General features: G+C 72.7%; 8 protein-coding genes. 6 read left to right on the top strand and 2 right to left on the bottom strand.

Annotated features, from left to right (window positions below):
• Positions 1 to 606 precede the first annotated feature (606 nt).
• From AB5L52_RS17645 to AB5L52_RS17635, 3 genes are all read left to right on the top strand, one after another.
• Complete coding sequence (locus AB5L52_RS17645; protein ID WP_351021569.1) at positions 607 to 1194, top strand: sigma-70 family RNA polymerase sigma factor; 588 nt, start codon at positions 607 to 609, stop codon at positions 1192 to 1194.
• A 164-nt stretch (positions 1195 to 1358) separates the two neighbouring features.
• On the top strand, positions 1359 to 2861 hold the full coding sequence (gene guaB / locus AB5L52_RS17640) for an IMP dehydrogenase (protein WP_351021567.1): 1503 nt from the start codon (positions 1359 to 1361) through the stop codon (positions 2859 to 2861).
• A gap of 116 nt (positions 2862 to 2977) precedes the next feature.
• On the top strand, positions 2978 to 4102 hold the full coding sequence (locus tag AB5L52_RS17635; RefSeq protein ID WP_351021565.1) for a GuaB3 family IMP dehydrogenase-related protein: 1125 nt from the start codon (positions 2978 to 2980) through the stop codon (positions 4100 to 4102).
• A gap of 69 nt (positions 4103 to 4171) precedes the next feature.
• Here the strand turns inward: AB5L52_RS17635 and AB5L52_RS17630 are convergent, their stop codons facing one another.
• Together AB5L52_RS17630 and AB5L52_RS17625 are read right to left on the bottom strand one after the other, a co-directional pair.
• Complete coding sequence (locus tag AB5L52_RS17630) at positions 4172 to 4735, bottom strand: hypothetical protein (protein ID WP_351561422.1); 564 nt, start codon at positions 4733 to 4735, stop codon at positions 4172 to 4174.
• A gap of 147 nt (positions 4736 to 4882) precedes the next feature.
• Positions 4883 to 6091: a nucleotide sugar dehydrogenase gene (locus AB5L52_RS17625; RefSeq protein WP_351021561.1), complete on the bottom strand. Its 1209-nt coding sequence runs from the start codon at positions 6089 to 6091 to the stop codon at positions 4883 to 4885.
• A gap of 295 nt (positions 6092 to 6386) precedes the next feature.
• Here AB5L52_RS17625 and AB5L52_RS17620 point away from each other — a divergent pair, with 295 nt between their 5' ends.
• From AB5L52_RS17620 to AB5L52_RS17610, 3 genes are all read left to right on the top strand, one after another.
• Positions 6387 to 8096, top strand: a complete 1710-nt coding sequence (locus AB5L52_RS17620) for a glycerol-3-phosphate dehydrogenase/oxidase (protein ID WP_351021559.1) — start codon at positions 6387 to 6389, stop codon at positions 8094 to 8096.
• Between the two features lie 111 nt (positions 8097 to 8207).
• On the top strand, positions 8208 to 10406 hold the full coding sequence (locus AB5L52_RS17615) for a protein kinase (RefSeq protein ID WP_369364959.1): 2199 nt from the start codon (positions 8208 to 8210) through the stop codon (positions 10404 to 10406).
• A gap of 164 nt (positions 10407 to 10570) precedes the next feature.
• Positions 10571 to 13402 (top strand): protein kinase, encoded by a 2832-nt coding sequence (locus AB5L52_RS17610; protein ID WP_369364957.1) that lies wholly within the window; start codon positions 10571 to 10573, stop codon positions 13400 to 13402.
• Positions 13403 to 13460: the final 58 nt, after the last annotated feature.

Raw genomic sequence — 13460 nt, 5'->3', positions numbered from 1 at the left:
CGGCCGCGCGCGGGGTGGCCGAAGGCGTCCTACGGCTGCCGGAGGTGCCCTGCGGCTCCGGGGTCGTACCGCCGTGTCCCGGTCCGTCCGTCAGAGCGGTGCACGCACGCGTGCGTGTCTCGTACGCGTCCTCGTTCGCCGCGGAGGTGGGTGCCCGTGAAATGCCTTGACGGGTGTTCCGGTTGCCCGTGGACGCGGCCGTGAGGCGGCTTCCAGGGGTGGACCCGGTCACACTCGGGGAGCCGTGCGGTGGGCCGTCGGCCGGGTGGCCGCCCGCGCGCGGGCACGGAGATCCACATGATGAACACCCGTGGTCGGAGCCGCGCGACGAGCGCCGAGGCGGCCGCGGGAGGGCTGTTCGCGCCCCCGGCGTACGACTCCGTCGGACGCTTCGGCGGGCACTGTACGAGGCGGCCCGCCGGACGCGCGATGCTCGTTTCGGCGCGGATGCCGCATCCTTGAGATGTGGAGTCTCTCGGGGACGAGTCGGTCGAGGTGAAGGGGAGGGCGCAGGGGATGAGTGCCGGCGCGCCTGCTCATAACGCTTCGGTGCACAACCACGGGCACGATGCGACGGACCGGACGGCCGCAAGGCACCATGGACCGATGCGCGACGACGATGCGGGCACGGCCCAGGGGGCGATCGGTGCCCTCGTGCATCGTGCCGTCGACGGGGACGAGCAGGCCACGCACGATCTGCTCGCGCACGTCCACCCGCTGGCGCTGCGCTACTGCCGTACCCGGCTGTCCCGGCTCCCCGGCGACGCGCGCCACTTCGTGGAGGACCTCGCCCAGGAGGTCTGCGTGGCCGTCCTGCTCGCGCTGCCCCGCTACCGCGACACCGGCCGCCCCTTCGAGGCGTTCGTCTTCGCCATCGCCTCCCACAAGGTCGCCGACCTGCAGCGCGCCGCCATGCGCCACCCGGGCTCCACGGCGGTGCCGTCGGACGAGATGCCGGAGCGGCCCGACGACTCCCTCGGCCCCGAGGAGCGCGCCCTGCTCAGCAGCGACGCCGAGTGGGCCAAGAAGCTGCTGGCCAACCTCCCGGAGAACCAGCGCGAACTGCTCCTGCTGCGCATCGCCGTGGGCTTGACCGCGGAGGAGACGGGGCAGATGTTGGGAATGTCACCCGGCGCGGTCCGGGTCGCCCAGCACCGAGCGCTGAGCCGCCTGCGGGCACTCGCCGAGCAGTAACCCCCTTGAGCGGAGCCTCTGAAGCTCCCTTGGTTGAACAGGCATGCTTCCGTTCCCGTACGAACATACGAAGCCTGAACTGACCCCCTACCGTGGAATTTGCTAGCGATGCTTCCCGTTAGCATGGACATCCGCACCGATCAAGGCCATTTGGGGAAGGTGTCATGACTGCCAACGTCGACGGAGTGCCCAGTAAATTCGCGACACTCGGGCTGACCTACGACGACGTGCTGCTGCTGCCGGGCGCATCCGAGGTGCTCCCCAACGCGGTCGACACCTCGTCCCGCATCTCCCGCAACGTCCGGGTCAACATCCCGCTGCTGTCGGCGGCGATGGACAAGGTGACCGAGTCCCGCATGGCGATCGCGATGGCCCGGCTGGGCGGCGTCGGCGTGCTGCACCGCAACCTCTCCGTCGAGGACCAGGTCAACCAGGTCGACCTGGTGAAGCGGTCCGAGTCCGGCATGGTCACCGACCCGATCACGGTGCACCCGGAGGCCACGCTCGCCGAGGCGGACGCCCTGTGCGCCAAGTTCCGCATCAGCGGTGTCCCGGTCACCGACCCGGCCGGCAAGCTGCTGGGCATCGTCACCAACCGTGACATGGCCTTCGAGAGCGACCGCACGCGCCAGGTGCGCGAGGTCATGACCCCGATGCCGCTGGTCACCGGCAAGGTCGGCATCTCCGGGCCCGAGGCCATGGAGCTGCTGCGCAAGCACAAGATCGAGAAGCTTCCGCTGGTCGACGACGCGGGCGTCCTCCAGGGCCTGATCACGGTCAAGGACTTCGTCAAGGCCGAGCAGTACCCCAACGCCGCCAAGGATGCCGAGGGCCGCCTGCTCGTCGGTGCGGCCGTGGGCGCCAGCCCCGAGGCGCTGGAGCGCGCCCAGGCGCTCGCCGAGGCCGGTGTGGACTTCCTGGTTGTCGACACCTCGCACGGCCACAACAGCAACGCGCTCAGCTGGATGTCGAAGATCAAGTCCAGCGTGAACGTCGACGTGATCGGCGGCAACGTCGCCACCCGCGACGGCGCCCAGGCGCTCATCGACGCCGGGGTCGACGGCATCAAGGTGGGCGTCGGCCCGGGCTCGATCTGTACCACCCGCGTGGTCGCCGGGATCGGAGTCCCGCAGGTCACCGCCATCTACGAGGCCTCGCTCGCCGCTCGTCCGGCGGGCATCCCGCTGATCGGCGACGGCGGTCTGCAGTACTCCGGCGACATCGGCAAGGCGCTCGCCGCCGGTGCGGACACGGTCATGCTGGGCAGCCTCCTCGCCGGCTGCGAGGAGTCGCCGGGCGAGCTGATGTTCATCAACGGCAAGCAGTTCAAGTCGTACCGCGGCATGGGCTCGCTGGGTGCCATGCAGTCCCGCGGCCAGGGCAGGTCGTACTCGAAGGACCGCTACTTCCAGGCCGAGGTGGCGTCCGACGACAAGCTCGTGCCCGAGGGCGTCGAGGGCCAGGTGCCCTACCGCGGTCCGCTCTCCAACGTGCTGCACCAGCTCGTCGGCGGCCTGCGCCAGACCATGGGCTACGTCGGCGCCGCCACCGTCGGGGAGATGGAGTCCAAGGGCCGCTTCGTGCGGATCACCTCGGCGGGTCTGAAGGAGAGCCACCCGCACGACATCCAGATGACGGTCGAGGCGCCGAACTACAGCAAGAAGTGACACACACGCACGCGTGACGGCAGTGGAAGGGCGGCTCCGGAGCATCCGGGGCCGCCCTTGTCGTACCCGTCGGCGATACTGGGAGGCGCTGCAACGCATAGGGAAAGGCCACCATCGTGACTGAGATCGAGATCGGGCGCGGCAAGCGCGGCCGCCGGGCGTACGCCTTCGACGACATCGCCGTCGTCCCCAGTCGCCGTACGCGGGACCCGAAGGAGGTCTCGATCGCCTGGCAGATCGACGCCTACCGCTTCGAGCTGCCGTTCCTGGCCGCCCCCATGGACTCGGTCGTCTCCCCGGCCACCGCGATCCGCATCGGCGAGCTGGGCGGCCTCGGCGTGCTCAACCTCGAAGGCCTCTGGACGCGGTACGAGGACCCGCAGCCGCTGCTCGACGAGATCGCCGGGCTGCCCGCCGAGCAGGCGACGCGCCGCCTCCAGGAGATCTACGCGGCGCCCATCAAGGAGGAGCTGATCGGCGCCCGCATCAAGGAGGTGCGCGACTCCGGCGTGGTCACGGCGGCCGCGCTCTCCCCGCAGCGCACCGCCCAGTTCTCCAAGGCGGTCGTGGACGCGGGCGTGGACATCTTCGTCATCCGGGGTACGACGGTCTCGGCGGAGCACGTCTCGTCCTCGCACGAGCCGCTGAACCTGAAGCAGTTCATCTACGAGCTGGACGTCCCGGTGATCGTCGGCGGCTGCGCCACGTACACGGCGGCCCTGCACCTGATGCGCACGGGTGCCGCGGGTGTCCTCGTGGGCTTCGGCGGCGGCGCGGCGCACACCACGCGCAACGTGCTGGGCATCCAGGTCCCGATGGCCACGGCGGTCGCGGACGTGGCGGCGGCCCGCCGGGACTACATGGACGAGTCCGGCGGCCGGTACGTGCACGTGATCGCGGACGGCGGTGTCGGCTGGTCCGGCGACCTGCCCAAGGCGATCGCCTGCGGCGCCGACGCGGTGATGATGGGCTCCCCGCTGGCCCGCGCCACGGACGCGCCCGGCAAGGGCCACCACTGGGGCATGGAGGCGGTCAACGAGGAGCTGCCCCGTGGCAAGAAGGTCGGCCTCGGCACGGTCGGCACCATCGAGGAGATCCTCACCGGCCCCTCCCACACGCCCGACGGCTCGATGAACTTCTTCGGCGCCCTGCGCCGCGCGATGGCCACCACCGGCTACAGCGAGCTGAAGGAGTTCCAGCGGGTCGAGGTGACGGTCGCGGACAGCCAGCACCGCCGCTGACCCCGTACGACGCCGAAGGGGCCCGTCCACCGGTGCGGTGGGCGGGCCCCTTCGCGCGCGTGCGCCCTGCTATCGGGCGGCCTTCTTGGTGCCCGAGAACGCGGCGAACCCGGCGATGCCGAAGAAGAGGAAGGTGAGCGGGTCGGCCTCCTCCTTCCAGGCCTTCTGGACCACGTCGAAGTGGTCGAAGAAGACCGTGGAGAAGCTCAGGCCGGTGTCCTTGGCGCCGATCATGGCCTCGCCCACGAGCTGGCCGAAGTAGACGGAGGCCAGGGCCAGGACGACGGCGGCGATCGGGAGGACCGGATTGCGGCCGCCCGCCTTGCCCGCCGCCAGACCGATCACGAAACCGACGCCGACGGCCGCGTAGCCGATCTCGTGCTTGGTGGCGCCGATGATGACGCCGTACAGCGCGGCGGCGGCCACGGCGGCGACGACCGCGGCGAGCACGCCGAGGACGAGGTTGTTCCGGCCCGGCGCGGGCGGCGCCGGCGGCGCGAAGGCACCCGGCTGGGCGGCGTACCCGCCCGGCTGCGGCGGGTAGGGCGCGCCGGCCGGGGCCTGCTGGGCGTACGGGTTGCCGCCGACCGGACCGGACTGCGGCGGCTGCGGCGATGGAGCTGACTGGCTCATGACAGAGATCCCCCCGAGGTGGAGCACACCTGAATGACGGAAACGGAAAACCCTCGCACGCGCGTGTGCGACGAGTGCGGTGAGTCCGGGGGAGATTAACAGCCAGGGGCGACAACTCCCTTGGCTGTTTTCCGTTCGTGATCAGGCTCAGAGCCGGTGCGCCGCCCCCGCGGGTGTCGCTCCTCGCGTGTCCAGCAGCAGCTGGGCCTTCACCGACAGCGCCTGCAGGTCGTACGTGCGGTGGTTCTGCAGCAGGATCGTCAGGTCGGCGTCGGCGGCGGCGTCGTAGAGCGCGTCCGCGCGCGGCACCGGGCGGTCCAGGACGGTCCAGGAGGCCACGAGCGGGTCGTGGTAGCTCACGGAGGCGCCCAGCTCCATCAGCCGGATCGCGATCTCCCGGGCGGGCGTGCCCTGCTGGTCGGGGACGTCGGGCTTGTAGGTGACACCGAGCAGCAGAACGCGCGCCGCGCGGGCGGACTTGCCGTGCTCGTTGAGGAGGGTGGCGGCGCGCTGGATGACATAGCGCGGCATCCGGTGGTTGACCTGCTGGGCCAGCTCCACCATGCGCAGGGTGCGGGTGGCGTGGCCGGTCAGGTCCTGCGGGACGCCGTGCCCGCCGACGCCCGGTCCCGGCCGGAACGCCTGGAAGCCGAAGGGCTTGGTCTCCGCGCACCGGATGACGTCCCACAGGTCGACACCCAGCTCATGGCAGAGGACGGCCATCTCGTTGACGAGCGCGATGTTGACGTGCCGGAAGTTGGTCTCCAGCAGCTGCACGGTCTCCGCCTCGCGCAGCCCACGCGCGCGTACCACCTTGTCGGTGAGCCGGCCGTAGAAGGCGGCGGCGGACTCGGTGCACGCGGGAGTGAGGCCGCCGATCACCTTGGGGGTGCCGGCGGGGGTGTGGTCGCGGTTGCCGGGGTCGACCCGGCTGGGCGAGTAGGCGAGGTGGAAGTCCCGCCCGGCGCGCAGCCCCGAGCCCTCCTCCAGCAGGGGCCGCAGGAACTCCTCCGTCGTGCCGGGCAGCACCGGCGACTCCAGGATGACGGTGGTGTGCGGGCGCAGCCGCTCGGCGAGCGCGCGGGCCGCCGCCTCCACCTGGCCGAGGTCGAGTCCGCCGTCGGTGTCGCTTGCGGTCGACGGGCAGATCACGGCGGTGCGCACCCGGCCGAGCTGGGCCGGGTCGGTACCGGGCCGGAAGCCGGCCAGATGCATCCGGCGCAACTCGGCCGGACTGAGGGAGCCCGCCTCGGGCCCCGTGGTGAAGCCGAGCGTGGAGATGCCTGCGGCGACGGCGGCCTGGGCCAGCGGCAAGCCGTAGGAGCCGAGTCCGATGACGGCGAGGTCTGCGGGCATGCGTGGGCCGTCCTTCCAGTAGCCGAAGCGGGACAGGTGCGCAACCGCTGTCGACAGGTTGAGCAAGAGCTCTGCTGAGCGAATGCTCTGCCAGACTAGGTACACATATGACAGTTATGTGTGATTGTGTTCGTGTGTCTTCCGAGGGTTGTACGCAAGTTGTCCACAGCGTGCGAGCCCGTGGTGGCTGAAGTCGGGCAACCCGGTCAGAATTTGGGCATGAGGAGGGGATGAACCGGGCTTCGCCCACCGGGTGCGGCCGACGCGAGCGGGTCTGCGACAGCGGGAGGCAGCGGTGAGGACAGCGACTCTGGGTCCGGTGCAGCGCGCCGAGGCACTGGCGGCGATGGCGGAGCGGGAGCTGGACGTGCTCGTGATCGGCGGCGGAGTCGTCGGTGCCGGCACGGCGCTGGACGCCGTCACGCGTGGCCTGTCCACCGGGCTGGTCGAGGCCCGTGACTGGGCGTCCGGCACGTCCAGCCGGTCCAGCAAGCTGATCCACGGCGGGCTGCGCTATCTGGAGATGCTCGACTTCGCCCTCGTAAGAGAAGCGTTGAAGGAGCGCGGGCTGCTGCTGGAGCGGCTCGCCCCGCACCTGGTCAAGCCGGTGCCGTTCCTCTACCCGCTGCAGCACAAGGGCTGGGAGCGGCTCTACGCCGGCTCGGGCGTGGCCCTGTACGACGCGATGTCCATGGCGCGCGGGCACGGCCGGGGCCTGCCCCTGCACCGCCATCTGACCCACCGTCACGCCCTGCGCGTCGCCCCCTGCCTGAAGAAGGACGCCCTGGTCGGCGCCCTGCAGTACTACGACGCCCAGATGGACGACGCCCGTTTCGTGGCCACGCTGGTGCGCACGGCCGCGTCCTACGGCGCCAAGGTGGCCAACCGCGCGCGGGTGACCGGGTTTCTGCGCGAGGGCGAGCGCGTGGTGGGCGCCTTGGTGCGGGACGTGGAGGGCGGCGGGGAGTACGAGATCCACGCCAAGCAGGTGGTGAACGCGACCGGCGTGTGGACCGACGACACGCAGGCCATGGTGGGGGAGCGCGGCCAGTTCCACGTCCGCGCCTCCAAGGGCATCCACCTGGTCGTGCCCAAGGACCGCATCCACTCCACGACCGGCCTGATCCTGCGTACCGAGAAGTCTGTCCTCTTCGTCATCCCCTGGGGCCGGCACTGGATCATCGGCACCACCGACACCGACTGGGACCTCGACAAGGCGCATCCGGCCGCGTCCAGCGCCGACATCGACTATCTGCTGGAGCACGTCAACTCGGTGCTGGCGGTGCCGCTCGGCCGCGACGACGTCCAGGGTGTGTACGCGGGTCTGCGCCCCCTGCTCGCCGGGGAGTCCGACGCCACCAGCAAGCTGTCCCGCGAGCACACGGTCGCCCACCCGGCGCCGGGCCTCGTGGTCGTGGCGGGCGGCAAGTACACCACCTACCGGGTGATGGCGAAGGACGCCGTCGACGAGGCGGTGCACGGCCTGGACATGCGGGTCGCCGACTGCGTCACCGAGGAGACCCCGCTGCTGGGCGCGGAGGGATACCAGGCGCTGTGGAACGCCAGAGCGCGCATCGCCGCCCGCACCGGACTGCACGCGGCCCGCGTCGAGCATCTGCTGAACCGCTACGGCTCCCTGGCCGAGGAGGTATTGGACCTCGTCGCCGCCGACCCCGCCCTGGGCGCGCCGCTGCAGGGCGCCGACGACTATCTGCGCGCCGAGGTGGTGTACGCCGCCTCGCACGAGGGCGCCCGCCATCTGGACGACGTCCTCACCCGCCGTACCCGCATCTCCATCGAGACCTTCGACCGGGGCACGCGCAGCGCCCGTGAGGCCGCCGAGCTGATGGCGCCGGTCCTCGGCTGGGACAAGGACCAGATCGAGCGCGAGGTCGAGCACTACGAGAAGCGGGTGGAGGCCGAGCGGGAGTCCCAGCTCCAGCCCGACGACCAGACGGCGGACGCGGCACGGCTGGGGGCACCGGACATCGTGCCGCTCAACTGACGCCCGCCACCGCGGAAGACCGGGCCGCGGCCAGGGGCCCCCTGGGCGTGGGGCACTTGTCGAGTGAGAGACAATGGAGGCTCTGTCAGGGCGGGTTGTATGAGGGGACGCATGTCGGAGACGGAGCGGGCGGGTACATCTCGTCAGGAGACTCGTCAGGACAAGAGCGAGCGTCGTCTCCTCGCCGGGCGGTACCGGCTGGGAGACGTGCTGGGCCGGGGCGGCATGGGCACGGTCTGGCGCGCCGAGGACGAGACGCTGGGCCGGACGGTCGCCGTCAAGGAGCTGCGGTTCCCGTCGAACATCGACGAGGAGGAGAAGCGGCGCCTGATCACGCGTACCCTGCGCGAAGCCAAGGCGATCGCCCGGATCCGCAACAACAGCGCGGTGACGGTCTTCGACGTGGTCGACGAGGACGACCGGCCGTGGATCGTCATGGAGTTGGTGGAGGGCAAGTCCCTCGCCGAGGTCATCCGCGAGGACGGTCTGCTGGAGCCGAGGCGCGCCGCCGAGGTGGGCCTCGCCGTCCTCGACGTGCTGCGCTCCGCGCACCGCGAGGGCATCCTGCACCGGGACGTGAAGCCGTCCAACGTGCTGATCGCCGAGGACGGCCGGGTCGTGCTCACCGACTTCGGTATCGCGCAGGTCGAGGGCGACCCGTCCATCACCTCCACCGGCATGCTGGTCGGCGCCCCCTCCTACATCGCGCCCGAGCGCGCCCGCGGTCACAAGCCGGGCCCTGCGGCCGACCTGTGGTCGCTCGGCGGCCTGCTGTACGCCGCGGTCGAGGGCGTGCCGCCGTACGACAAGGGGTCGGCGATCGCCACGCTCACCGCGGTGATGACCGAGCCCCTGGAGGAGCCCAAGAACGCGGGCCCGCTCAAGAACGTCATCTACGGCCTGCTGGCCAAGGATCCGGCCGAGCGGCTCGACGACGCCGGGGCCCGCGCCATGTTCCAGGCGGTGATCCACGCACCCGAGCCGGAGCCGATGGACGCCACGCGGGTGGTGCCGTTGCCGGCGCTGCCCGGGTCGTCCGAGGGCCGGCGGGGCGAGGAGGCCGGGGAGAAGCTGCGCGGCGCGCTGCGTTCGGTCCGCAAGGCGGCCGGGGCGGCCGGTGCCGCGGCGTCGGCACGGACGAAGAACGCCGGGGACGCGGCCGCACCGAACGCACCGACCGCACCGAACGCACGAGGTGCGGGTGGTGCGGCGGGCGCGGGTGGTGCAGGTGGCGCGACGGGCGCTGGTGGCAAGGGCGGTGCCACCGCCGGCGGGGCACGCCAGGCCAACTCCGGCGGCGCCCGCCCGGCCACTCCTGGCGGGGCACGTCAGGCAGCCCCCGGCGGCGCCCGCCCGGCGACCCCCGGTGTCTCCTCCGGTGGGGCGCGGCCCGGCGCCTCCCCCGGGACCGGTGCCGGACCGGCCGGGAGACGGACGGGGTCCGCTTCCGGCGCCGCCGGAACCGCCGGCAGCACCGGTACGCCGAACTCCATCGCGAACAAGCCGAGTTCGGGCTGGCCGGTGATGCCGCCGCCGGACCTGGACCTGCCGCCGCGGCCGGTGCCCCGGGCGCCGCTGACCGACGTCGTACCCAAGCGCACGCTGGTGATCATCGCCGTGGTGGTCGCCCTCGCGGTCCTCGGCACCGTCCTGGCCCTCGCGCTGAACGGCGACGACGGCAAGGACGGCAAGAGCAGCGGGGCCAAGGCGGCGGCGAGCGCCAGCGCGTCCACCAAGCAGGACAAGGGCGGCAGGGCCAAGGGCGGCGGGGCGAGCCCGTCGTCGGCCGGCACCGGTTCGGGCGCCGGTTCCGGCACCGCCGTCGACGCGAGCGCCTCCACCGACGGTTCGTCCGGTGCGAAGGGCGGCGGAGGCGCGCCGGTGGTGTCGACCCGCAAGAGCGGCCAGGGGTACTCGATCGGGCTGCCCAAGGGATGGTCGTACCAGTCCAGCGATGACGCGGGTGACCGCTACACCGGTCCCGACGGGCAGAAGCTGCTCGTCGGCTGGACCGGCAGCCCCAAGGACGACCCGGTGGCGGACTGGAGGAACCAGGAGCGCTACATGGTCCGTTCGCAGTACCGGAAGATCCGCATAGAGAAGGTGGACTACCGCGGCTGGAACACGGCCGACTGGGAGTTCACCTACGTCGACGGCGGCACCGGGTACCGCACCATCGACCGGGGTTTCGTCGTCGACGACCACCAGGGCTACGGGCTGATGTACACCGCGAAGAGCGCGAACTGGGACAGCGCGCTGCGCAAGGACACCTGGAAGACGTTGACGCAGTCCTTCGAGCCCAAGTCGTAGGATCCGGCCGCCGGTTTTGGGGCGTGAGAATCCGTCATCCACGCGATGCGGGTTGCCTCCGGCACGTATCGTGAATGGTTGCGGACCGTACGCAGCCGGATGTGTGTGCGAAACGGGTCGCGAGGCGAACGGATGTGACCGACCGGGCGGCCGGGGGAGGCAACGTGGACGACTACGCGGGTCGGGTGCTGGCCGACCGCTACCGCCTGCCGTTGCCGCCCTCCGACGAGTACGAACTCACCGAGACCCGCGCCTTCGACACCTACAGCGGCCAGGAAGTGCTCGTCCGGCAGGTGCCCTTGCCGGAGGTCGTCGAGGCCGAGGTGCTCGACGCGGAGGGACTGCCCGAGGGGTTCACCGCGCGTGAGCGCGCCACCCGGCGGACGCCGGACGCCCGGACCGCCACCCGGCGGCCCGCGGACCCCGCCGTGCGGCGCGCCGTCGAGGCGGTGCAGGCGGCGGCCCGCATCCCCGATCATCCGCGGCTCGACCAGGTCTTCGACGTGTTCGCCGAGGGCGGGTCGCTGTGGATAGTGAGCGAGTCGGTGGCCGCGCGCCCGCTGGCCGCACTCCTCGCCGAGCAGCCGCTGTCGCCGTACCGGGCGGCCGAGGTCGCCGCCGACGTGCTCATGGCGCTCCGGGTGCTGCACGCCCACGGCTGGGTGCACCGCAACATCACCGCCCGTACGGTGCTGGTCTGCGACGACGGCCGGGTGATGCTGACCGGCCTCGCGGTCGGCGCCGCGGAGGAGGCGCTCTGCGGGTACGACCCGGTGCCGGACGAGTCCGGTGCGGGGCCCGTGGGGGCGGCAGCCGGAGCGGAACGAGCGGAGCCGGGAGCCGCCCGCCCGGGAGCCGCCGACGGACCGAGTGGTGGCTCGGGCGGCGGTACGTTCGCCGGTGGACCCGGTGCGCAGGATGGTGCCCGCTCTTCCGGCGGCCCGGTCGGCGGTGTTCCTTCCGCCGACGTCGACCCCGAGGCTGCCCGCCGGGCCGCGATCCAGGCGAGGGCCGCCGGCGGACTGCCGGTGCCGGGAGCGAACGGGGCGCCGGGCGGACCGGGGATGCCCGGTGGAACCGGGGCGCCGGGCGGGACCGGAGCGTCCGGTGGACCCGGGATGCCCGGTGCGGCGGGCCAACGCCCCCTGGAGAGCGGCGCGGACATCCGTGCCGCACGCGCCGGGGCGATTGCCGCGTACCGCGCGGGCGCGCGTGCCGCCGCCCGGGTGCAGGAGTCCCGGGAGAACGGGCGCCCCGCGCTGCCCGGCGCCCGGCCACCCGCGGAGAACGGGACCGGCGCCGACCGGGCCGACGGCGCGCCCCAGCCGTCGTACCCCGGCGGACCCGCGTCGTACCCCGGCGGACCCACGACGCCCCCCGGGCGGACAGCCGACCCCCACGATGTGCAGGGCGCCCCCTGGCACGGCGCCTCGCCCCGCACCGCTTCCGGCGCCTCTGCGGCGCTGGACGGCGCCACGCAGCGCCCCGGGCCGCCCCCGGCGGACCCCCGCCCCGGCCGCCCGCCGGTCCCGGGCGACCCCTACGGCACGCACGCCCAGGGCCCCGCCCACCGCACCGGTGCCGGCCCCGGTCTCCCCGGCCGGGCCCCGGCCCCTCGCAGCACGCACCCCCACACCCCGGAGTTCTCCCAAGCCCCCGAGCGGATCCCCCTCCCACAGCAACCCGCCGCCCTCTCCCACTGGGACGAAGCCGGAGATCCCGCCGCGCCCCGGCGGGGACCGGGGACCGCCCTGGCCGCCGAGCGGGCGCGGCAGGTGCGGATGACCGTCGTGGGGCCGGTGACCGAGCGATGGGCGCCGGAACAGGCCGGGCCCGTGCACGAGAACTGGCAGCTGGCGGCGCCGATCGGGCCCGCCACCGACCTGTGGGCGCTCGGCGCGCTGCTGTTCCGGGCCGTACAGGGGCACGCGCCGTACCCGGAGGAGTCCACGGCCGAGCTGGTGCAGCTGGTGTGTGCCGAGCCGCCCGCCTTCGCCGAGGAGTGCGGTCCGCTGCGCCCGGTCGTGGAGTCGCTGTTGCGCCAGGACCCCACCGAGCGCCTGGACTTCGAGGAGCTGAACGGCTGGCTGCGCTCGCTGGTGCGGTCCGCGCCCGAGCCCGACGCCGGTACGCATGTCGTGCCCGTGCCGTCCGCCGATCCGCGCCGGCTGCCGATCGTCCGGCGCCGCGGCGAGCTGGTACGGCTGCGCCGCCGCCGCTCCGGCGTGCCCGAGAGCCATCCGCACGGCCGGCACAAGCGGGCCCGGGAGCAGCGGGCCCGGGAAGCGGCGGGGTCGTCGCCGCGCAGCCTCGGCCGGACCCTGCTCCTGGTGATACTGCTCCTGCTCGCCGGGGCGATCGCGTACGCGATGCTGTTCATGCCGAAGCAGGGCGAGAGCGGGGCCGCGGGCAGCGAGCGCACCGGCAGCGCGGGAGAGGCGAGTACCGCGCCCTCGCGCACCCCGGAGCCCTCCTCCGGGCAGGGCACGCCACAGAGCAGTGCCCCCGCCACCGATACCCAGACCGACGGTGACCCGTCCGTCGCCGACGGCTTCACCCTGCGCAAGGATCCGGAGGGTTTCGAGATCGCCGTGGCCAAGGGCTGGGACCGCACCCCGAAGAACGGCAGCGGCCAGGTGGTCTACGGCCAGGGGAACTTCGAGCTGATCGTCGTACCCGGACGGGACGGCGCCGCGACGTACGGCAGTGACCCGATGGCCTACCAGCGGGACAAGGAGAGCGAACTCCAGCCGTACCGCAGCTCCAGCTGGGCCACGGCGACCGGTCTGCGAACCATCGAGGTGGGCGGACGGACCATGGCCGAGGGGCAGTTCACCTGGACCGACGGGCAGGGACAGGACCTGTTCGTACGGAACATGGCGATCCTGCTGAACGGCCGCTACCACATCGTCCAGGTCCGCGGCCCGGAGTCCCAACGGGACGCGGTGACCCGGTTCTACGAGCAGGCCACGGCGACGTACCGCTACACGCGTTGAGCGCCCCGTATACGGGCGGGCCGGGTCTGGCCGGTTTCCGGCGGCGGCAACCGTCACA

The organism is Streptomyces sp. CG4 (assembly GCF_041080655.1).
Lineage (GTDB): Bacteria > Actinomycetota > Actinomycetes > Streptomycetales > Streptomycetaceae > Streptomyces.
The sequence above is the reverse complement of the archived record's forward strand: the minus strand, read 5'-3'. Positions and strand labels throughout refer to the sequence as shown.

What these genes read in the sequence shown, in the direction of transcription:
- AB5L52_RS17645 (WP_351021569.1), top strand. Translation starts at nt 607, where the DNA reads ATGCGCGACGACGATGCGGGCACGGCCCAGGGGGCGATCGGTGCCCTC.
- guaB (WP_351021567.1), top strand. Translation starts at nt 1,359, where the DNA reads ATGACTGCCAACGTCGACGGAGTGCCCAGTAAATTCGCGACACTCGGG.
- AB5L52_RS17630 (WP_351561422.1), bottom strand. Translation starts at nt 4,735, where the DNA reads ATGAGCCAGTCAGCTCCATCGCCGCAGCCGCCGCAGTCCGGTCCGGTC.
- AB5L52_RS17625 (WP_351021561.1), bottom strand. Translation starts at nt 6,091, where the DNA reads ATGCCCGCAGACCTCGCCGTCATCGGACTCGGCTCCTACGGCTTGCCG.
- AB5L52_RS17615 (WP_369364959.1), top strand. Translation starts at nt 8,208, where the DNA reads ATGTCGGAGACGGAGCGGGCGGGTACATCTCGTCAGGAGACTCGTCAG.